Origin of the sequence: Herbaspirillum seropedicae (assembly GCF_001040945.1) — a bacterium.
GTDB lineage: Bacteria > Pseudomonadota > Gammaproteobacteria > Burkholderiales > Burkholderiaceae_D > Herbaspirillum > Herbaspirillum seropedicae.
On the sequence record NZ_CP011930.1, the window covers coordinates 1,829,605 to 1,849,006 of the forward strand.

Annotated in this window: 18 protein-coding genes; 6 read left to right on the plus strand and 12 right to left on the minus strand. The window is 65.0% G+C overall.

All coding sequences use genetic code 11. From position 1 onward, the window contains the following. Positions 1 to 39 precede the first annotated feature (39 nt). Positions 40 to 2,376 (minus strand): heavy metal translocating P-type ATPase, encoded by a 2,337-nt coding sequence (locus ACP92_RS07965; protein WP_013233618.1) that lies wholly within the window; start codon positions 2,374 to 2,376, stop codon positions 40 to 42. Positions 2,377 to 2,457: 81 nt separating this feature from the next. Here ACP92_RS07965 and cadR point away from each other — a divergent pair, with 81 nt between their 5' ends. Further along, entirely contained in the window at positions 2,458 to 2,910 is a 453-nt protein-coding gene (gene cadR, locus ACP92_RS07970) for a Cd(II)/Pb(II)-responsive transcriptional regulator (protein ID WP_013233619.1), read from the plus strand. Between the two features lie 12 nt (positions 2,911 to 2,922). Here the strand turns inward: cadR and ACP92_RS07975 are convergent, their stop codons facing one another. From ACP92_RS07975 to ACP92_RS07985, 3 genes are all read right to left on the minus strand, one after another. Then, a complete protein-coding gene (locus tag ACP92_RS07975) occupies positions 2,923 to 3,825 on the minus strand; it encodes an alpha/beta fold hydrolase (protein ID WP_013233620.1) in 903 nt (300 codons plus the stop codon). Between the two features lie 124 nt (positions 3,826 to 3,949). Then, positions 3,950 to 4,375, minus strand: a complete 426-nt coding sequence (cueR, locus tag ACP92_RS07980) for a Cu(I)-responsive transcriptional regulator (RefSeq protein ID WP_013233621.1) — start codon at positions 4,373 to 4,375, stop codon at positions 3,950 to 3,952. Between the two features lie 4 nt (positions 4,376 to 4,379). Then, on the minus strand, positions 4,380 to 6,614 hold the full coding sequence (locus tag ACP92_RS07985; RefSeq protein ID WP_013233622.1) for a heavy metal translocating P-type ATPase: 2,235 nt from the start codon (positions 6,612 to 6,614) through the stop codon (positions 4,380 to 4,382). Positions 6,615 to 6,789: 175 nt separating this feature from the next. On the opposite strand from ACP92_RS07985, the gene ACP92_RS07990 reads away from it, so the two are divergent. Then, a complete protein-coding gene (locus ACP92_RS07990) occupies positions 6,790 to 6,990 on the plus strand; it encodes a heavy-metal-associated domain-containing protein (RefSeq protein WP_013233623.1) in 201 nt (66 codons plus the stop codon). Positions 6,991 to 7,107: 117 nt separating this feature from the next. Here the strand turns inward: ACP92_RS07990 and ACP92_RS07995 are convergent, their stop codons facing one another. Genes ACP92_RS07995 through ACP92_RS08005 form a run of 3 tightly spaced genes read right to left on the minus strand, consistent with a single transcriptional unit; the run spans position 7,108 to position 9,783 of the window. Next, positions 7,108 to 8,277 (minus strand): vWA domain-containing protein, encoded by a 1,170-nt coding sequence (locus ACP92_RS07995; protein WP_013233624.1) that lies wholly within the window; start codon positions 8,275 to 8,277, stop codon positions 7,108 to 7,110. A gap of 10 nt (positions 8,278 to 8,287) precedes the next feature. Next, on the minus strand, positions 8,288 to 8,875 hold the full coding sequence (locus ACP92_RS08000) for a GNAT family N-acetyltransferase (RefSeq protein ID WP_013233625.1): 588 nt from the start codon (positions 8,873 to 8,875) through the stop codon (positions 8,288 to 8,290). 32 nt (positions 8,876 to 8,907) lie between these two features. After that, positions 8,908 to 9,783, minus strand: coding sequence for an AAA family ATPase (locus tag ACP92_RS08005; RefSeq protein WP_013233626.1), 876 nt, complete (start codon positions 9,781 to 9,783; stop codon positions 8,908 to 8,910). 198 nt (positions 9,784 to 9,981) lie between these two features. On the opposite strand from ACP92_RS08005, the gene ACP92_RS08010 reads away from it, so the two are divergent. The 3 genes from ACP92_RS08010 (at position 9,982) to ACP92_RS08020 (ending at position 13,274) form a co-directional block, all read left to right on the plus strand. Then, positions 9,982 to 12,219, plus strand: coding sequence for a site-specific recombinase (locus ACP92_RS08010; protein WP_041311668.1), 2,238 nt, complete (start codon positions 9,982 to 9,984; stop codon positions 12,217 to 12,219). A gap of 366 nt (positions 12,220 to 12,585) precedes the next feature. Then, positions 12,586 to 12,906: a c-type cytochrome gene (locus ACP92_RS08015; protein ID WP_013233630.1), complete on the plus strand. Its 321-nt coding sequence runs from the start codon at positions 12,586 to 12,588 to the stop codon at positions 12,904 to 12,906. 14 nt (positions 12,907 to 12,920) lie between these two features. Continuing rightward, positions 12,921 to 13,274, plus strand: a complete 354-nt coding sequence (locus ACP92_RS08020; protein ID WP_013233631.1) for a c-type cytochrome — start codon at positions 12,921 to 12,923, stop codon at positions 13,272 to 13,274. A 71-nt stretch (positions 13,275 to 13,345) separates the two neighbouring features. On the opposite strand, the gene ACP92_RS08025 is transcribed toward ACP92_RS08020, so the two are convergent. Next, a complete protein-coding gene (locus tag ACP92_RS08025; RefSeq protein ID WP_013233632.1) occupies positions 13,346 to 13,777 on the minus strand; it encodes a DUF1841 family protein in 432 nt (143 codons plus the stop codon). A gap of 209 nt (positions 13,778 to 13,986) precedes the next feature. Between ACP92_RS08025 and ACP92_RS08030 the strand changes: the two genes are divergently transcribed. Then, positions 13,987 to 15,171: a branched-chain amino acid ABC transporter substrate-binding protein gene (locus ACP92_RS08030; protein ID WP_013233633.1), complete on the plus strand. Its 1,185-nt coding sequence runs from the start codon at positions 13,987 to 13,989 to the stop codon at positions 15,169 to 15,171. 9 nt (positions 15,172 to 15,180) lie between these two features. Here ACP92_RS08030 and nth read toward each other — a convergent pair whose 3' ends face one another. From nth to ACP92_RS08050, 4 genes are all read right to left on the minus strand, one after another. Continuing rightward, positions 15,181 to 15,831, minus strand: coding sequence for an endonuclease III (gene nth / locus ACP92_RS08035; protein WP_013233634.1), 651 nt, complete (start codon positions 15,829 to 15,831; stop codon positions 15,181 to 15,183). Next, positions 15,828 to 16,550 carry an electron transport complex subunit RsxB gene (rsxB, locus tag ACP92_RS08040; protein ID WP_013233635.1) on the minus strand — a complete coding sequence of 241 codons (723 nt, stop codon included), beginning with the start codon at positions 16,548 to 16,550 and terminating at the stop codon, positions 15,828 to 15,830. Before rsxB ends, nth begins: the two co-directional genes overlap by 4 nt. Positions 16,551 to 16,679: 129 nt before the next feature. Continuing rightward, positions 16,680 to 17,915, minus strand: coding sequence for a polyhydroxyalkanoate depolymerase (locus tag ACP92_RS08045; protein ID WP_013233636.1), 1,236 nt, complete (start codon positions 17,913 to 17,915; stop codon positions 16,680 to 16,682). A 284-nt stretch (positions 17,916 to 18,199) separates the two neighbouring features. After that, positions 18,200 to 19,273 carry an NAD(P)/FAD-dependent oxidoreductase gene (locus ACP92_RS08050; protein WP_013233638.1) on the minus strand — a complete coding sequence of 358 codons (1,074 nt, stop codon included), beginning with the start codon at positions 19,271 to 19,273 and terminating at the stop codon, positions 18,200 to 18,202. Between the last annotated feature and the right edge of the window lie 129 nt (positions 19,274 to 19,402).

Consider the following 19,402-nt stretch of genomic DNA (forward strand, 5'->3'; position numbering starts at 1 on the left):
GACCGTCCGGCTGGCGGCAATCAACCTGTCCCTCCATGCTCAAGCGGCGGCCTTGCGCTGGCGCAAGCCGCGCACCAGGCGCAGGCCGTTGAAGACCACGATCAGGCTGGCTCCCATGTCGGCAAACACCGCCATCCACAGCGAACTCATGCCCACCAGCGCCAAGCCCAGGAACACCGCCTTGATGCCCAGCGCGATGCTGATGTTCTGCACCAGCACGGCATGGGCCTTGCGGCTCAGGCGAATGAAGTCGGGAATCTTGCGCAGGTCGTCGTCCATCAAGGCCACGTCGGCCGTTTCCAGCGCCGTGTCGGTGCCGGCCGCGCCCATGGCGAACCCGATATCGGCCCGCGCCAGCGCCGGCGCATCGTTGATGCCGTCGCCCACCATGCCCACGCCGCGCACGCCGTGACGCTGGCTCAGTTCTTCGATGGCCTTGAGCTTGTCTTCCGGCAGCTGGTCGCCGCGGGCATCGCTGATGCCGGTCTGGGCGGCGATGGCCTGGGCGGTGTGGCTGTTGTCGCCGGTCAGCATGATGACCTCCACCCCCAGCGCGCGCAGCTCGGCCACGGCTTGCCTGCTGCTGGGGCGCACCGTATCGGCCACCGCCACCAGCAGTTGCGGCTGACCATCGAGGCACAGCACGGTGGTGGTCTTGCCTTGTTTCTCGAAGGCTTGCAGGCGCGCTTCCAGTTCCGGGCTGCACTGGCCCAGTTCGTGGACCAGGCGGTGATTGCCCAGGTGCAGCAACTGTCCGTTGATGCGTCCTTGCACGCCGCGTCCGGCCAGGGCGGCGAATTCGCTCACCTCCACGGTCGCGATCTCTTCCTGGGCGGCGATGGCGCGCGAGACCGGGTGGTCCGAACGGGCCGCCAGGGAGACCGCCAGTTGCAGCAGCGCCTGCTGGTCCGCCTGTGCCTGCAGCGAGACCACATCGGTCACGCGCGGCTTGCCGAAGGTGAGGGTGCCGGTCTTGTCCAGCGCCAGGGCGCGCAGCTGGCGGCCCTGCTCCAGATAGACGCCGCCCTTGACCAGGATGCCGTGGCGGGCCGCCGAGGCCAGGCCGCTGACGATGGTCACGGGAGTGGAGATGACCAGCGCGCAGGGACAGGCGATCACCAGCAGCACCAGCGCCTTGTACAGCCAGGGCTGGAAGGCCGCACCCGCCAGCAGCGGCGGCAGCAGCGCCACCAGCACGGCCATGACCACCACGGCAGGGATGTAGTAGCGGGCGAAGTTGTCCACGAAGCGCTGGGTCGGCGCGCGCTGGCCCTGCGCCTGCTGCACGCTCTTGACGATGCGCGCCAGCGTGGAGTCGCCTTGCGCCGCCGTCACGCGCATCTCGAAGGCGCCCTGTTCATTGATGGTGCCGGCAAAGACCGGATCACCGGCCTGCTTCTGTACCGGTATGCTTTCTCCGGTAATGGGCGCCTGGTTGATGCTGGTGCTGCCTGACAGCACCAGGCCATCCAGCGGTACACGTTCCCCAGGGGCGACCCGTACAGTGTCATCCACTGTCACGGTACGGGCCGGTACAGTTGACCAGACACCGTCCTCGCCGCGCCGCGTGGCCATGTCGGGCGTCATCGCCAGCAGGCCGGCAATGGCATTGCGGGCGCGGTCCAGCGACAGCGCTTCGATCATCTCGGCCAGGGTGAACAGCACGATCACCACCGCCGCTTCGGGCCACTGGCCGATGACGGCCGCACCGATGACGGCCAGCGACATCAGGAAGTTCATGTTCAGCGAGAAGTTGCGCAGGGCGATCCAGCCCTTCTTGAGCGTGCCCAGCCCACCCAGCAGGATGGCCGCGAGCGCCAGCCCGATCACCGGCAGCGAGCGCTCGTCGCCGCTGCTCCAGGCCAGCACTTCGGCGCCCAGCGCGGCTACGCCGGCCAGGCCCAGCAAGATCCAGCGCCGGGCCGGGATGCGGTAGGCAGCGGCTTGGTCAGGTGCGTCGCGGCCGGCCTCGGCGTCGAGCGAGTCGGATTTGACGGCGGGCAGCATGTCCAGCGCCTTGAGGGTCGCCACCAGCGGGGCGATGGAGGGCAACTGGTGTTGCACGGTCAGCTCGCGCTGGATCAGGTTGAATTCCAGCGTACCCACGCCGGACATCTGCGAGAGGCGTTCGCGGATCAGCTTTTCTTCGGTCGGGCAGTCCATCTTCTGGATGAAGAAGACCGCCTCTTCGGTTGCTCCCTCCAGGCGTGCGGCGGGGATGGGCGCGGACCTTTCCTGCTCGCTGGCGCATGCATGGCCGGCGCAGCAACTGGAGGTTGCGGGGGCGTGATGATGGTCGTGCTCATGTGCGTGCTCATGGCCATGGTCGTGATCATGCAGGTGATCGTGATCGTGCTTGTGCGAATGTTCCGCCATCCGGTGCTCCTTGTGCAGCCAATTGGGTTCAGGGGTATATTAAAAACCCTGAAGTAACTACAAGGTCAAGCGAGGATCATCATGGATACGCTCAAGATCGGCGAACTGGCCGCCAAGGCTGACTGCCCGGTAGAAACCGTCCGCTATTACGAGAAGGAAGCGCTCTTGCCCGAGCCCACGCGTTCCCAGGCGAACTACCGGCTCTATGGCGAGCGCCACGTCGAGCGCCTGCAGTTCATCCGTCACTGCCGTTCGCTGGACATGACCCTGGATGAGGTGCGGGAGTTGCTGCGCCTGCGCGATGCTCCCGAACAGGATTGCGGCGGCGTCAATGCCTTGCTGGACAAGCACATCGGCCATGTAGCGGAGCGTATTGCGCAATTGCAGGCGCTGCAGGCGCAATTGCGCCAGTTGCGCGCCCAATGCGAAGTGGCGCAGCCGGCGCGTGACTGCGGCATCCTGCAAGGCCTGGCCAGCCTGCCTGATGACCTCAAGCCGGCCAACCTGGGCAGCCATGGCGGCGGCTGCCACTAAAAACGCCGCGGCTCAGGCGGTCTGCGCCAGCCAGGCCATCACTTCCGTGATCACCTCGTCCGGTTTTTCCCGTTGCGGGAAATGGCCGGCGCCCGGGATCACCACACGCCGGTAGGCGTTGCTGAAGAGCTTTTCCTTGCCTTCGGAGGTGGCCGGATGGTTGGCGCCATCCTCGGCGCCATGCAGCACCAGCGTCGGCACCATGATGCGCGGAGTCTGCCGCAATTGTTCTTCCAGCGCCGCATAGGCCGGATCGCCCACGGCAAAGCCCCAGCGATGGCGATAGGAGTGCAGGCAGATGGCGACCCAGTCGGGATTGTCGAAGGACGCGGCGGTATTGTTGAACTCGCTCTCGGCAAACTTCCATGACGGCGACCAGGTATTCCACATGAAGCGGGCCAGGGCGCGCCGGTCCTGTTCCAGCTCGGCCGCGCCGCGTGGCGTGGCGAAGAACCAGTGATACCAGTAATTGCGCGATTGCTGCAGGCTCAACTGCTGCTCCGGCGTATTCGTGCCCCAGCCGACCGACAAGGTGATGCAGTGGCTGATGCGCTCCGGTGTTTGCGCGGCGGCGATGTAGGCGGCGCGCGCGCCCCAGTCGTGGCCGATGAGCGCGTATCGCTGCAGTCCCAATGCATCGACAAAGGCCATCAGGTCGCTGGCCAGCGCAGCCAACTGGCCGCTGCGCGGGGTGCTGTCGGACAGGAAGCGGGTCGGCCCGTAGCCGCGCAGGTAGGGGCGGATCACCTGGTACCCCGCCGCCCGCAGCGGGCGCAGGAAGGCGTCCCAGGTGCGCACATCATCTGGCCAGCCATGCAGCAACACCACCGGCGGCGCTTCGGGCGGGCCGCTGACTTCGAACCCTATGCGCAGCTTGTCGGTATCGATGAAGCTCAGATGATTGGTCTGGGGCATGGCAGGCGTTCTCCTTCGGATGGCGTGCGGACAAGTGCAACGGGCGAACTGACGTCGCCGCAGTTGGCATTCTGCCGTATTCCCGGCATACCTGTCTCGCAGGGCGGGAGTTCGCCTGCCGCCTTCAGTCGCCGTGCCTGCCGTGGACAGCACAACAGTCTGCATCCCCTCCCAGCGCCTCGAGGATGGGACAGTCGGGCCGGTTGTCGCCATGGCAACCCTGCACCAGCTGTTCCAGCGTGGCTTTCATACCCTGCAATTCACTGATGCGCTGCTCCAGTTCGGCGATGTGGGTCTGCGCCAGTTGCTTGACCTTGCGGCTGGGGCGCGACTGGTCCAGCCACAGGCCGATCAGGTCGCTCACCTGGGCCATGGAAAAGCCCAGCTGGCGGGCCTGCCGGATGAAGCGCAGCAAGTGCACATCGCGCTGCCCATAGACGCGATAGCCCGCATCGGTGCGGCTGGCGCGGGGGATGAGCCCGGTCTCTTCATAGTGGCGGATCATCTTGGCCGAGACGCCCGAGGCGCTGGCCGCTTCTCCGATATTCATGGATTCACTCCTTGGTGCTGACGGGCGCATGGGGCCGCCAGCGGCGCAGCAGCAGGGCGTTGCTGACGACGCTGACGCTGGAAAAGGCCATCGCTGCGCCCGCCAGCATGGGGTTGAGCAGGCCCAGCGCGGCCAGGGGGATGCCGACCAGGTTGTAGATGAAGGCCCAGAACAGGTTCTGGCGGATCTTGGCGTAGGTGCGCCGAGAGATGTCGATGGCGTCGGCCACCAGCCCGGGATCGCCGTGCATCAGCGTCACCCCGGCGGCCTGCATGGCCACGTCGGTGCCGGTGGACATGGCCATGCCGACATCGGCTGCCGCCAGCGCGGGCGCGTCGTTGACGCCATCGCCCACCATCGCCACCACCTGCGCGCCGCCTTGGCGCAGCGCCGTGACGGCCTCGGCCTTGTCGGCCGGCAGTACTTCGGCGCGCACTTCCTGGATGCCCAGTTCGCTGGCCACCTGTTGCGCCGCGCCGAGGTTGTCGCCGCTGAGCATGGCGCTGCGCACGCCCATGCGGTGCAGCGTGGCGATGGCGGCCTGCGCGCCGGGTTTGATCTGGTCGCCGAAGGCCAGCAGTCCCAGCACCTCGACCCCGCTGTCATTGCGCCGCGCCAGCCATGACAGGGTGCGCCCCTGGGCTTGCAACTGCTCGGCGCGCGCTTGCAGGGCCGGGGCGTGTGCCTGCAATTGCTGCATCCAGCGGCTGCTGCCCAGCATCAGTTGACGTCCCTCGACGACGCCTTCGATGCCCAGGCCGGCCACGCTGCGCACCTGTTCGGCCTGCCGGGCTGCCTGGGCCGACTGCGCAGCGGCTTCCCGCACGGCGCGTCCGAGCGGATGCTCGCTATGGGCTTGCAGCGCCGCCGCCAGCGCCAGCAGTTCATCGGGCTGCGTGGATGGAGTCGCTTCCAGCTCGAGCAGGCGCGGATGGCCGAGGGTGAGGGTGCCGGTCTTGTCGAAGGCCACCGCATTGACCCGGTGGGCGATCTCCAGTGCTTCGGCGTCCTTGATCAGGATACCGTGGCGCGCCGCCACGCCGGTGCCGGCCATGATGGCCGTGGGCGTGGCCAGGCCCAGTGCGCAGGGGCAGGCGATCACCATCACCGCCACGGCATTGAGCAGCGCCTGTTCCCAATTGCCCTGCACCAGGCCCCAGCCCAGCAGCGTCAGCAGTGACAGCAGCAGCACTGCTGGCACGAACACGGCGCTGACCTGGTCCACCAGGCGCTGGATCGGGGCCTTGGCCGCCTGGGCCTGCTCCACCATGCGCACGATGCGCGCCAGCACCGTCTCGGCGCCGATGGCCGTGGTCTCCATTACCAGCACCCCCTCGGCATTGATGGAACCCGCGGTCAGCGGGTCGCCGGCTTGCTTGGCTTGCGGGCGGCTCTCGCCGGTCAGCATGGCTTCGTCCAGATGGCTGCGGCCCTCGCGCACCACGCCATCGACCGGCACCCGCTCGCCGGGGCGTAGCACCACCAGATCACCTACGCGAACCTGGGCCAGCGGCACCTCGATGTCTTGCCCATCGCGGCGCACGCGGGCGTTCTCCGGACGCAAGGCGTTGAGCGCGGCGATGGCGTCGGCGGTCTGGCGCTTGGCGCGGCCTTCCAGCCATTTGCCCAGCAGCACCAGCGTGATCACCACGGCCGAGCTCTCGAAGTAGAGGTGGGGCATGGCCATCGCATGGCCGGGCATGGTGGGCAGGGTCAGCCATTGCCACAGCGACAGGCCATAGGCCGCGCTGGTGCCCAGCGCCACCAGCAGATCCATGTTGCCCGAGCGCGCGCGCAGCGCACCCCAGCCGGCGTGGTAGAAGCGCCAGCCCAGCCAGAACTGCACCGGCGTGGCCAAGAGCCATTGCCACAGCGGCGGCAGGCTCCAGTGCACGCCCAGCGGCGCCAGCAGCATGGGCAGCACCAGCGGCAGCGATAGCGCGGCAGATAGCGCTACCGGCCACCAGGAGGACAGGGCCGTTTTGGCGGTGGGGGCGGCCTCCTCGGGCAGGTGCGCGCGGGCGTGGTAGCCGGCCTTTTCGATGGCGGCGATGAGCTGCTCCGGCGCGACCGCGCCGGCAGTGACGATGCTGGCGCGCTCGGTGGCCAGGTTGACGCTGACCTCGGTGACGCCGGGGATCTTCTTGAGCACTTTCTCGACGCGCATCACGCAGGAGGCGCAGCTCATGCCTTCGATGTCGAGGCTGATGTCGGTGCGGGTGGCAGTGGAATCATTCATGCGAATTGTCCGGAAAGATGAAGTCGATGCCTGCATCATCATCCTTCCCATGAGGGTAAGGTCAAGCCCGATTGTCGCATGACGCATCCTGGCATGCAGTCGCGCTTGACCTTGCCATGGCGGGAAGGTTTAAGCTTCTGCCAATGTCATCTTCTCTTTTATGAAAGGAAACGCCATGAGCACCACCTTCACCGTCAACGACATGACCTGCAACCACTGCGCCGGTGTCATCACCAAGGCCGTCAAGGAGGTGGACGCCAATGCCAAGGTCGATATCACCGTGGCCGACAAGCGCGTGGTCATCGACAGCAGCCTGCCGGCGCAGCAGTTTGCCGAGGCCATCGAAGAAGCGGGTTATACCCCCGTTGCCGCCTGAATCATATCAATCCGTTCGGACTGAGTAGCCGCAACGCGGCGTATCGAAGGCGCTCCGGGAGGTGGCCGCAAGCGGCTACTCAGTCCGAACGGTAGGGAGGGGGAACGAAAACGCCGCTTACTTGCTCAGCAAGCGCATCGCCCCTTCCAGTCCATCCATGGTCAGCGGGAACATGCGGTCATTCATCAACTGGCGGATCAGGGCGATCGATTGGCGGTATTGCCACAGCCCTTCCGGTTCGGGATTGAGCCAGACGAAATGCGGGAAGGTGCTGGTAAAGCGCTGCAGCCATTCGGCGCCGGCCTCGGCATTGTTGTATTCCACCGCGCCGCCCGGCTGTACGATCTCGTAGGGGCTCATGGTGGCGTCGCCCACGAAGATGAGCTTGGTGTCGGGTGTGTACTTGCGCAGCACGTCCCAGGTCGGGAAGCGTTCGGCATGGCGGCGGCGGTTGTTCTTCCACAGGTAGTCATAGACGCAGTTGTGGAAGTAGAAGAACTCCATGTTCTTGAATTCGGTACGCGCCGCCGAGAACAGTTCTTCGGTGCGGGCGATATGGTCATCCATGGAGCCGCCCACGTCAAAGAGCATCAGCACCTTGATCTTGTTCTTGCGCTCGGGCTGCATGCGGATATCCAGGTAGCCGGCATTGCTGGCGGTGGCGCGGATGGTGTCGTCCAGCGCCAGCTCCTCGTCCAGTCCTTCACGCGCAAAGCGGCGCAGGCGGCGCAGCGCTACCTTGATGTTGCGCGTACCGAGCTCACGCTCGCCATCGTAATCCTGGTATTGGCGTTCTTCCCAGACCTTTACGGCGCTGCGCTGGCCGCCCTTGCCACCGATGCGGATGCCCTCGGGGTTGTAGCCGCCATGGCCGAACGGGGAGACGCCGCCGGTGCCGATCCACTTGCTGCCGCCTTCGTGGCGCTCCTTCTGTTCTTCCAGCAATTGCTTCAAGCGGTCCATCAGCTTGTCATAGCCGAACTTCTCGATGGCGGCCTTCTGCTCGGGCGTCAGATCGCGCTGCAACTGCTTGACCAGCCATTCCAGTGGAATCTCCGGGCGCTTCTCGAAGATCGTTTCGATGCCCTTGAAGTAGGCGCCAAAGGCGCGATCGAACTTGTCGAAGTGGGCCTCGTCCTTGACCAGCGTCAGCCGCGAGAGGAAGTAGAACTCGTCCAGCGAGGGCGAGATGACCTGCTTGTCCATCGCCTCCAGCAGGGTCAGGAATTCCTTGATCGAGACTGGCACGCCAGCCTGTTTCACGGTGTAGAAGAAATCGATCAGCATGGGTACGGCTTCAGCGGCCTAGCTTGAACTGCAGATGGCGGCGCACCGTGGGCCATTCCGATTCGATGATGGAAAACACCACCGTGTCACGATAGGAGCCATCCGGCATGCGCATGTGGTTGCGCAGCACGCCGTCCTGCTTGGCGCCCAGCCGGGCAATGGCGGCGCGCGATTGCTGGTTCATCCAGTGGGTGCGGAATTCCACGGCGATGCAGTGCATGTCTTCGAAGGCGTGGGTCAGCATCATCAGCTTGCACTCGGTATTGATGCCGGTGCGCTGGGCGCTGGCGGCGTACCAGGTGGAACCGATCTCCACGCGCCGATGCACCGAGTCGGCATTCATGTAGGTGGTCATGCCGCACAGCGCGCCGGTGTCGTTACGGCGGATCACGAAGGGCAGCATGCTGCCCTGCTGCTGCAGGTGCAGGCGGCGTTCGATCTCGGCGCGCATGTTCTCCGGCTTGGGGACGGCGGTGTACCAGAGCTTCCATAGCTTGCCGTCCGAGACGGCCGCGATGAGCGCATCGTGGTGCTCGGGATGCAGCGGTTCGATGGTGGCGAACTGGCCCTTGAGGGTGATCGGCGAGAGGAATTGCATGGCGGCTCCGGCAGGTAGGAGGGGGGGCAGGGTCAGCGATGGTTGCGCGACATGAAGACCAGGCGCTCGAACAGATGCACATCCTGCTCGTTCTTGAGCAGCGCACCGTGCAGCGGCGGCACTACCGCCTTGTTGTCCTGGCTGTGCAGGGCTTCGGGCGGGATGTCTTCGGCCATGAGCAGCTTGAGCCAGTCGATCAGTTCCGAGGTGGAGGGCTTCTTCTTGATGCCGGGCACGTCGCGCACCTGGTAGAAGGCGTCCAGCGCCCGCGCCAGCAGATCGCGCTTGATGTGCGGAAAGTGCACATCGACGATGCTCTGCATGGTCTCTTTGTCCGGGAACTTGATGTAGTGGAAGAAGCAGCGGCGCAGGAAGGCGTCCGGCAGTTCCTTCTCGTTGTTGGAGGTGATGACTACCAGCGGACGATGCCGGGCGCGCACCAGTTCGCGCGTCTCGTAGACGTAGAACTCCATGCGGTCGAGTTCGCGCAGCAGGTCATTGGGAAATTCGATGTCGGCCTTGTCGATCTCGTCGATCAGCAGCACCACCGGCTCGTCAGCGGTGAAGGCCTGCCACAGCACGCCCTTGACGATGTAGTTGTGGATGTCCTTGACGCGTTCTTCCCCCAGCTGCGAATCGCGCAGGCGCGAGACTGCATCGTATTCGTACAAGCCCTGCTGGGCCTTGGTGGTGGACTTGATATGCCATTGCAGCAAGGGCCGGCCCAGGGCCGCGGCCACTTCCTCGGCCAGCATGGTCTTGCCGGTGCCGGGTTCGCCCTTGATCAGCAGCGGACGTTGCAGGGTGAGGGCGGCGTTGACGGCCAGCTTGAGGTCATCGGTGGCGACGTAGTTTTCGCTGCCGGTGAATTTGATCGGGTTTGCAGGGGCGGTGGAATGATCTGGCATGGATGCTGTCCTTGTCAGTTGCTGGGGTCGGGGCGGCGTTTGGATGCGGCGTTGCAGCAGCAGGACCGCAGGTTTCCTCGAGTATAAGGGAAAACCCCGGCCCGCTGACTTCGCTTGAAATTGGCGAAACCGTTCCTATATACGGTTTTCCGCATGCAACAACTGACAGAACTGACAGCGCCCCGGCGCTCACTGCTCATGAAATTCCTTTTCTTCAAGATGCTGGTGGTGTGGAGACGAATGCGTCACGGCATGCAGGCGCGCTACATGGATCGCCAGGATGTCGGACGTCAGCTGGAGGTGTTGATGCGCCGCGCCGATCCGGCCTCCAGCTGGCATGAGCGGGCCAACTGGATGATAGACGTGGTCGAATGGCTGCGTCATCGCCCGGCGGTATCCTTCCTCGATCGCCGGGCCTGGCATCAGGTGCGCCGTGAGCGGCTGGCCATCCTGCTGGACTGGCTGGACCAGCACCGCGAGGTGCGCCGGGCGGTACAGAATGCGCTGCAAAAAACGTTGCGCGAAGCCACCGGCCCCGAACTCTTCTCTACCACCGGACTTCCCCACGAACCCGGCTTCTTCGGTGAACTGTCCGAACGCCTGGCGCGGCTGATCCTGCCCCGGCACCTGTCGCCCACCGACCTGTCTTCGCTCTTCACTGCCATGTTCCCCGACCCGGACGACGCCGTCTGGCTGCTGGAGCTGGACAATGACCTGCTGCAGCGCCTGTGGAAGCTCATGGCCGACGATGGCATCTCGCACATGTACTGGCAGCAGATCGAGGAAGCCATCACCTACCTGACCACGACGGTGGTGGCCGATGGCATCAGCCCGGCCTTCCGCCAGCGCCTGGAACCGAAGATGCCCATGCGCGCCACCCCCTTCCTGGCGTTGCGCCGCGAGATGGAAGCCTGGCTGCGCGCCCAGCCGGGCGACATGGGCGCCTTGCGCAGCGTGCGCATGCTGGTGGCGGTGTGCCATGCGCAGACCGACCGCATCTATGCCCACCTGGATGAATATGGCGTCTCGGTCAGCCTGGTCTACCGGGTCGAGCGCATGCGCGCGCATCTGCAGCGCATCGGGCGCCTGATCGACGTGCGCTCGGGCATGCCGGGGCCGGCGATCAGCCCGGCCGTGCCGGGGATGGCGGTCAAGCCGGGGGCGGGGCGGGTGCAACTGCTGCTGTGCGACCTGATCTCCGCCCACCATCATCGCGACTCGGTGCGCGGCCTGATGCGGCGCAGCTTTGCGCTGCTGGCGCGCAAGATGGTGGAGCGCAACGCCGACCACCGCGAGCAGGCCATTGCCCGCGATGCGGCGGGTTACCGCCGTGTGATGCGCGCCGGCCTGCTGGGCGGGGCGGTCATCGCCGCTACCGCGCTGCTCAAGCAAAGCCTCTCTACGCTGGGCGTGGTCCATTTCGTTGACGGGGCGCTAGCCTCCTTGAACTATGCCGCCAGTTTCCTCCTCATCGCCGCGCTCGGCGGCGTGCTGGCCACCCGTCAGCCTGCCGTGACCGCACCCGCGCTGGCCTCGCGCATGGGCGACCTGGATGCCGAGGGCATGCGCGATTTGATCGCCGAGTCGGGACGATTGCTGCGTTCGCAATCGGCGGGCATCTTTGGCAATTTGCTGGCGGTCGTGCCGGTGACGGCGGCGCTGTGTGCGCTGGGCTGGTTTGCGCTGGACCGCCGGCCCATGTCGCTGGAGGCCGCGCGCCAAAGCGTGGCCTCGCTGTCGCTGGTCGGCCCCACGCCCCTCTACGCCGCCTTGACCGGCGTGCTGCTGTGGCTGGCCAGCCTGGTGGCGGGCTTTGCCGACAACTGGTTTGCACTGCGCCGGGTGCGCGAGGTGGTCTCCAACCACCGGCGCCTGGTGCATGGCCTGGGGGCCTTGCGCGCCCAGCGTTGCGCGGCCTGGCTGGAACGCAATGTCGCCACCATTGCCGGCAGCTTTGCGCTGGCGCTGCTGCTGGGCATGGCGCCGGTGGTCGCGGCCTTCTTCAGCCTGCCGCTGGATATCCGCCATGTCACCCTGGCCGCCGGCACCTTGACGGCGGCCGCCTTCAGCCTGGGCTGGCAAGCGCTGACGACGCCGGCCTTCTGGCTGGCCGCCGGCGGGGTGGCCATCACCGGCTTGCTGTCGGTCGCCGTGGCGTTCGCCTGCGCGCTCGCGCTGGCCCTGCGTTCGCGCGATTTGCCACGACGCGCACGCAACGTGGCCATGCGGGCAGTGTTGCGCCGTTTCGTCGTGCGTCCCTTGTTCTTCATCTTGCCCGAGCGCGCGCATGCGGCAGTGCGGGATGAGTCCGACGAGGATGAGCAGGACGATGACGACGGCGGCGACGGTCCCGGCCCGGACCATCAGATGTCGCGCCTGGCTTCAGTTGAGCGTGATGACGAGGTGCAGTCTTCTGTACGTCGACATGTGGCCTGAAGTCGCCCCGGCGGCACTTTTCATCGCTTCGGATATTGCATTGCACACAACTGCGTCAGCAGGCCGCAGCCCGCGCCGGTTGGGCTGTTGCGGGCCATGGGCGCAGTTTTTTGACAGGGATGACGCTCGCGGTTTTATTGGTTAGAATCAAATCGTTTTTTGCGCAAGGCAGGGGGAGTGGAGAGACCAGCTTGAGCCGAAACATCGGTTGAGCCATAGCAGAACAGCCAAACCTGCAACACCAGGACAATCTAACAAGCACGATAAAGTTTGCCGCTGGTAGCAAAAGATGCGTTTCGTCGGGTGTCCGCCACGCAGCTGTCTGGGTGGGGCGGATGGCAAGTCCAATCACCTTACCCTGCTCACATGAAAAAACACCTCGTGTTTCTTGCCCTCGTCGGCGTAGTCGGCAGTGCGTCTGCGGCGGACATCGTCGGCAATGCCAAGGCTGCTGAAAACAAAGTCTCCATGTGCATCGGTTGCCATGGCATCCCTGGCTACAAGGCCAGCTATCCCGAGGTCTATCAGGTGCCGATGCTGGGCGGCCAGTCCGCCGCCTACATCGAAAGCGCCCTGCGCGCCTACCAGAAGGGGGAGCGCAAGCATCCCTCCATGATGGGGGTGGCCGCCAGCCTGTCGGACCAGGACATCGCCGACCTGGCCGCCTACTATTCGCAGCAGAAGTGAGGGGGAGCCACGAGATGAAGAAGAACCTGATCACCCTGTGCCTGCTGGCTGCGGCAACCCTGTGCACGCAGGCCGCCAATGCCGCTGACGTAGCCAATGGCCGCGCGCTGACCGAAAAGTACAACTGCGCTTCCTGCCATGGCAAGGACTACAACTCGCCCACCGAACCGGCCTATCCCAAGCTGGCCGGCCAGCATGCCGATTATCTCAAGCACGCCCTGACCGCCTACCGGCGCGGCAACACGGCCATGAACGGGCGCAACAACGCCATCATGTCAGCCCAGGCCAAGCCGCTCAGTGATCGCGATATCAACGATATCGCCGCTTATCTGCATAGCTTGCCGGGTAGCCTGGTGGTGCGTAAGTAGGCGCACCACCCAAGCACTGAAGCCACGCCGGCAGTTGTCTGCGGCGTGGCTTTTTTGCATGCGCGCCAGATTTATCCTTGCGCCCTGCGCTTGATATTCTCGATATAGGCCGCCCCATCCGGCGGCAGGCCGCTGCGCTGGGCATTCCAGATCATCTCGCCCAAGGCTTCCATGATCTCGTGATGCGCTTCGTGCTCGGAGCCGCGGCGCTGCGCCAGCAGCTGGAAGGCGGCGCGGATGCCCGGTGGCTGGTCGATCGAGATCTGCTCCGTGATCGACAGGTGCATCGACAGGTGCAGGAAGGGATTGGTCTGGCCGCGTTCGACCGAATAGTCCGCCGCCAGGGCTTCTTCCACGTCGCGCAGTCCCTCGTGGTATTCGGGGTGCTGCATGATCCAGTCGCGGGCGATGGCTTCCAGCGGGGTCAGGATCTCATTGCCCTGGTGCTTGCGGTAGGCTTCGCAGAAAAAACGACGGACATCGTGCTGGGACGGCGTGAACATGGCGGTGCAGAGGATCGGTGACAAAGCGGTATTGTACGCTGCAACGTCTGCCGCTTCAGGCATCCTGAAGCCTACCGCCACGTGAGAGCATTCCTGAAGTAATATTCTTGCCGTACAACAAGCATCCGAATAATCCATCCAGCCAGCACCGGCCGCACCGGGTCTACCGGTAGGGGGGGAAGAGGCCCGGTTTAGAGAAGGGATAGTGCATGCAATGTGTTGCAAGGCTGTTGGCTGCGCTGCTGGCGCTGGCCACACTGGGCGCGCCCGTCGGGGCGACAGCCCAGCCGCGCGCGCCGTTGCCGGACAGGCAAGAGACAGCGACGCTGGCCATCGGCTTTGCCGGCCCCTTGAGCGGACCTTCCGGGGGCGTCGGCAAGAGCATGCAGAATGGTGTGCAACTGGCGCTGGCCGAGGCCAACCGACGCGGCCTGCGCATCGGCGGCAAGTCCTGGCAGCTCAGGCTCATCGCCCAGGATGACCGCGCCGATCCGGCCACGGCCGAGTTCGTGGCGCGCTCCCTGGTGCAGCAGCAGGTCATCGCGGTGGTCGGCCACTGGACCAGCGGCACCAGCCTGGCGGCAGCCCCGGTCTATCATCGCGCGGGCGTGATCCAGGTCACGCCCTCGGCAATGAGCCGGCGACTCACGGCCATGTCCTATCCACGCATCTTTCGCACCATTCCCAATAACGAGAGCCTGGGCCGGCTGGCAGCCGGCTATGCGGTCGACAAGCTTGAGACCAGGACGATCGTGACCATCGATGACCGCACGCCCTTTGGCCAGGGACTGGCTGAGCAGTTTGCGCGCACGGCCAGCGAGCGCGGCGCCCAGGTGGTGGGGCGCTACTCGGTCAGCGACAAGACCTCGGACTTCAACGCTGCGCTGCTGGAGGCGCGCAAGCTGCAGCCAGACCTGATCTTCTTCGGCGGACTGGACTGGCAGGCCGGGGTGCTGGCCAAGTCCATCCGCCGCCTCAAGCTGCATGCGCGCCTGATGGCTTCACCCGGCACGCTGGGCCTGCCTTTCCTCATGCGCGCCGGGCCTGATGCCAATGGCGCGCTGGTGCTTGAGCCCGGCCCGCCGCAGGACAAGATGCCGGGCTGGAAGAGCTTCCGCCAGCGCTATAGCGAGAACTTCGATTCCGATATGGATCTGTACGCGGTATTTGCCTATGAAGCCGCGCAGGCCATCATCCAGGGCATCCGCCAAGCGGGCAGCGCCGATCCCGAACGCATTGCCGAGGCCATGCATCGCTTGCGTTTCGAAGGCGTCAGCGGGCCGGTGGCCTTCAATGAAGAGGGCGATCTCTTGCAGCCCAGCTTTACCATGTACGAGGTCAAGGACCAGCGCTGGCAACCGGTGGCGCGCTTCAACGGCTTGCCGCGCCAGTGAGGCGCGGGCTCAGACGCCCTTGCTCGGCAGCGGGGTCTTCTGCTTGAATTCGCAGAGGTCGGCAATGATGCAGTTCCAGCATTGCGGCTTGCGCGCGATGCAGGTATAGCGGCCATGCAGGATCAGCCAGTGATGGGCATCCTGGCGGAATTCGGGCGCGACGAACTTGATGAGCTTGCGCTCGACCTCGTCCACATCCTTGCCCGGCGCCAGCCCCGTGCGGTTGGACACGCGGAAGATATGCGTATCGACCGCGATGGTGGGATGGCCAAAGGCGGTATTCAAGACCACATTGGCCGTCTTGCGCCCCACGCCCGGCAGCGCTTCGAGCGCCTCGCGCGACTCCGGCACTTGGCCGCCGTGTTCTTCGATCAGGATGCGGCAGGTCTCGATGACATTCTTGGCCTTGGTGCGGTACAGGCCAATGGTCTGGATGTAGGGCATGAGCTGGTCCACGCCCATGCGGTAGATCGCCTCGGGCGTGTTGGCCACCGGGTAGAGCTTGCGCGTGGCCTTGTTGACCGAGACATCGGTGGCCTGCGCCGAGAGCAGCACGGCAATGAGCAGCTCGAAGGGCGTGGTGTATTCCAGCTCGGTGGTGGGGGTGGGATTGGCCTGGCGCAGGCGCTCGAAGATCTCGCGGCGTTTGGTGGGATTCATGCTTGCTCGCTGTCGGTCGGATGGCTGGCCTGTTCGGCCTGCAGTTTCTTCAGGCGCGCGCGCTCCATGGCGGCCTGGATGATGGCTTTCTTGCGGGCCAGTTCGGCCTGTTCCTCGGGCGTGCCGGCGGCGGCCGCTTCGACTTCCTTCAACTTGGCGGCGGCCTTGGCGGCCAGGCGGGCGTCGTTCTCTTCCTTGTCGCGACGCAGGCGCTGGGTGCGCCAGGCATGGCGCGCGCGGGCGGCGTCAGCCTGTTCCTGGCGCCAGGCCTGCCAGCCGGTACGGCCCGGCGTCACCTCGACCATGCTGATGCAATCGACCGGGCAGGGCGCCACGCACAGATCGCAACCGGTACAGAGTGCGTCGATCACGGTATGCATCTGCTTGGCCGCGCCGGCGATGGCGTCGACCGGGCAGGCCTGGATGCACAGGGTGCAGCCGATGCAGACGGCTTCATCGATCACGGCCAGGCGGCGCGGTTGTTCGCTGCCATGCTCCGGGTTCAGCGGGATCACTGGTCGCCCCAGCAGCTGCGCCAGCCGCGCCACCCCCTCCTGGCCGCCGGGCGGACATTGGTTGTACGAGGCGCGGCCTTCGGCGATGGCCTCGGCATAGGGGCGGCAGGCCGGATAGCCGCACTTGGTGCATTGGGTCTGCGGCAGCAGGTCTTCGAGTCGGTCGGCCAGCGAGGCGGACGAGGTGATGGCGGATGGCGGCACGTCGGTCAGGCAGTTCAGCAGAATAAGGGCGCTATTATCCGGCCAAACCGCCGCCAAGTCATGCCGGCTGCGCAAAGCAAAACGGCGCCGCCGTCGGAACGGGGCGCCGTCTGGCCGGGAACATCGCGCTTAGGCGTTGGCGCGGATGAATTCGCCGATCTTGGGACAGACGATCTCGCGCCAGCGGCGGCCCGAGAAGATGCCGTAGTGGCCGGCCTTGGGCACGGTGAAGTGCTGCTTGCGTGCCTTGGGAATGCTGCTGCACAGCTCCTGCGCGGCCTGGGTTTGGCCGGAGCCGGAGATGTCATCGAGCTCGCCTTCGATGGTGAACAGGGCGACCGACTTGATGTCTTGCGGGCGCACCAGCTGGCCTTCGATTTCCCAGGTGCCGCGGGCCAGGTTGAAGTCCTGGAAGACCACCTTGATGGTTTCGAGATAGAACTCGGCCGGCATGTCCAGCACGGCATTGTATTCGTCGTAGAACTTGCGGTGTTCTTCGGCCGAGGCGTCGTCGCCATCGCGCAGGTGCATGTAGAAATCCCAGTGGCTCTGGGCATGGCGGCGCGGGTTCATGGCCACGAAGCCGGCGTGCTGCAGGAAGCCCGGATAGACCTTGCGGCCAAAGCCGGGGTAGTTGGCCGGCACGCTGTAGATCACCGTGTTCTCGAACCAGGAGTAGGGCTTCTCGGTGGCCAGGTCATTGACCGCCGTGGGCGACTTGCGGGCGTCGATGGGGCCGCCCATCATGGTCATGCTCTTGGGCAGCATGGGGTCGTTGGCGCTGGCCATGAGCGAGATGGCCGCCAGCACCGGCACGGTGGGCTGGCAGACCGAGATCACATGCACATCCGGACCCAGCGTGCGGATGAAGTCTTGCACGTAATAGACGTAGTCATGCAGATGGAACGCTCCCTGCTCGACCGGCACCATGCGGGCATCGGTCCAGTCGGTGATGTAGACATCGTGTTCCTGCAGCAGGGCGCGCACGGTCTCGCGCAGCAGGGTGGAGTGGTGGCCCGACAGCGGCGCCACCACCAGCACGGTAGGCTGCTTGAGGGCCGTAGCCTGGCGCGCGCTGAGGTCCTTGCGGAAATGGATCAGGCGGCAGAAGGGCTTTTCTTCCACCACTTCCTCGACGATGCCCACACTCTTGCCATCGACCGGCACGGCGTCGATGTTGAACTGCGGCTTTTCGTATTCTTTGGACAAGCGGTACAACAGCTCATAGCCGGCTGCGATACGCTGGGAGAAGGGGGTGTGGGCAAGCGGCGAAACCGGGTCCGAGAAAAGCTTGGCTGAGGTCTCCGCCCATTGCATCATCGGGTTCAGAAACGCGCGATTGAGTTCATGCAGTTGATAAAGCATAGCTGACCTTTATACAAGCACCGGCTGGCTTTCCCTCCCGGACGACACGCCGGGCCAGGTGCGCAGCAAGCATGTGCCACAAACGTTTGGCGATGATCGTTGGCTGACAGAATTGTTTCGTTTTCATTCTGTCGATACTATCCTTGTTGCGACGCAATAGCATAGCACGCTTTGGCTGCGGTCCTGCTTGCTGGTAATACCACTCTCAAGCCCGCCAAAAAAAAGCCCCTGCACAGGGCAGGGGCTCTTCTGTAGGACGCGACCCAGTGGGTCGACCGCCCAGCTCAGTCGAAGACCGGGCTTTCCACGCCCAGGATCTTGTGCAGCTTGGGCGAGGTGGTGGTGTACTGCATGTGGATCTTCTTTTCCGGGAAGATGTAGGGCGCCGCGCCGAAGGCAGCCAGGGCGGCCTCGTGGAAGCCCGACAGGATCAGCTTCTTCTTGCCCGGATAGGTGTTGATGTCGCCCACGGCGAAGATGCCGGGGACATTGGTCTCGAACTTCTCGGTATCCATCACCTTCAGTTGCTTGCGCTCGATCTCCAGGCCCCACTCGGCGATCGGGCCCAGCTTGGGCGACAGGCCGAAGAACACCAGCAGCATGTCCAGCGGCAGGCGGCGGGTGACACCGTCAGCGCCGGTGACCTTGACCTCGGCCAGCTTGCCGTCCTTGATCTCGGTGCCGGTGACCTGGCCGATCAGCAGTTGCATTTCATACTGCTCGCACAATTCCTTCATCTTGGCCACCGATGCGGGTGCTGCGCGGAATTCTTCACGACGGTGCAGCAGGATCACCGATTCGGCCTTGCCCACGAAGTTCAGCGCCCAGTCCAGGGCGGAGTCGCCGCCGCCGCAGATGACGATGTTCTTGCCTTCGAACAGGGCCGGGTCCTTGACGCGGTAGAACACCTGCGAGCCTTCGAACTGCTCGATGCCCTCGACCTTCAGGGTGCGCGGCTGGAACGAGCCCACGCCAGCGGCGATGAAGATGGTCTTGGTGATGAACTTGGTGCCGGTGGAGGTTTCGACGTCGAAACGGCCGTCTTCGCGCTTGTTCACCAGGGTCACTTCCTGGCCCAGGTGGAAGGTGGGCGAGAAAGGCTCGATCTGCTTGAGCAGGTTGTCGGTCAGTTCCTGGCCGGTGCAGACCGGCACGGCCGGGATGTCATAGATGGGCTTGTCCGGATACAGCTCTACGCACTGGCCGCCGACGACCGGCAGGGAATCGATCACGTGCGCCTTGATTTCCAAGAGGCCAAGTTCGAACACCTGGAACAGGCCGACCGGGCCGGCGCCGATGATGACGGCGTCGGCATCGATGACACCGTTTGCTGCCGCAGTCTGGACATTGTTTTCCATGATTTCTTGATATTCCTGTTTCAGTAGATCAGATCAGTAGAGAGGCTTTTCACACTTGCGCGCTGCGCGAGGGGCTAACGGCGGTACCGTATGGCGGTGGGATCGGCCAATGAAGATGCAGCCGGCTGG

Bases quoted from the DNA above. Each gene is read 5' to 3' on its own strand.
- ACP92_RS07965 (WP_013233618.1), bottom strand. From the start codon at position 2,376: ATGGCGGAACATTCGCACAAGCACGATCACGATCACCTGCATGATCAC.
- cadR (WP_013233619.1), top strand. From the start codon at position 2,458: ATGGATACGCTCAAGATCGGCGAACTGGCCGCCAAGGCTGACTGCCCG.
- ACP92_RS07975 (WP_013233620.1), bottom strand. From the start codon at position 3,825: ATGCCCCAGACCAATCATCTGAGCTTCATCGATACCGACAAGCTGCGC.
- cueR (WP_013233621.1), bottom strand. From the start codon at position 4,375: ATGAATATCGGAGAAGCGGCCAGCGCCTCGGGCGTCTCGGCCAAGATG.
- ACP92_RS07985 (WP_013233622.1), bottom strand. From the start codon at position 6,614: ATGAATGATTCCACTGCCACCCGCACCGACATCAGCCTCGACATCGAA.
- ACP92_RS07990 (WP_013233623.1), top strand. From the start codon at position 6,790: ATGAGCACCACCTTCACCGTCAACGACATGACCTGCAACCACTGCGCC.
- ACP92_RS07995 (WP_013233624.1), bottom strand. From the start codon at position 8,277: ATGCTGATCGATTTCTTCTACACCGTGAAACAGGCTGGCGTGCCAGTC.
- ACP92_RS08000 (WP_013233625.1), bottom strand. From the start codon at position 8,875: ATGCAATTCCTCTCGCCGATCACCCTCAAGGGCCAGTTCGCCACCATC.
- ACP92_RS08005 (WP_013233626.1), bottom strand. From the start codon at position 9,783: ATGCCAGATCATTCCACCGCCCCTGCAAACCCGATCAAATTCACCGGC.
- ACP92_RS08010 (WP_041311668.1), top strand. From the start codon at position 9,982: ATGAAATTCCTTTTCTTCAAGATGCTGGTGGTGTGGAGACGAATGCGT.
- ACP92_RS08015 (WP_013233630.1), top strand. From the start codon at position 12,586: ATGAAAAAACACCTCGTGTTTCTTGCCCTCGTCGGCGTAGTCGGCAGT.
- ACP92_RS08020 (WP_013233631.1), top strand. From the start codon at position 12,921: ATGAAGAAGAACCTGATCACCCTGTGCCTGCTGGCTGCGGCAACCCTG.
- ACP92_RS08025 (WP_013233632.1), bottom strand. From the start codon at position 13,777: ATGTTCACGCCGTCCCAGCACGATGTCCGTCGTTTTTTCTGCGAAGCC.
- ACP92_RS08030 (WP_013233633.1), top strand. From the start codon at position 13,987: ATGCAATGTGTTGCAAGGCTGTTGGCTGCGCTGCTGGCGCTGGCCACA.
- nth (WP_013233634.1), bottom strand. From the start codon at position 15,831: ATGAATCCCACCAAACGCCGCGAGATCTTCGAGCGCCTGCGCCAGGCC.
- ACP92_RS08045 (WP_013233636.1), bottom strand. From the start codon at position 17,915: ATGCTTTATCAACTGCATGAACTCAATCGCGCGTTTCTGAACCCGATG.
- ACP92_RS08050 (WP_013233638.1), bottom strand. From the start codon at position 19,273: ATGGAAAACAATGTCCAGACTGCGGCAGCAAACGGTGTCATCGATGCC.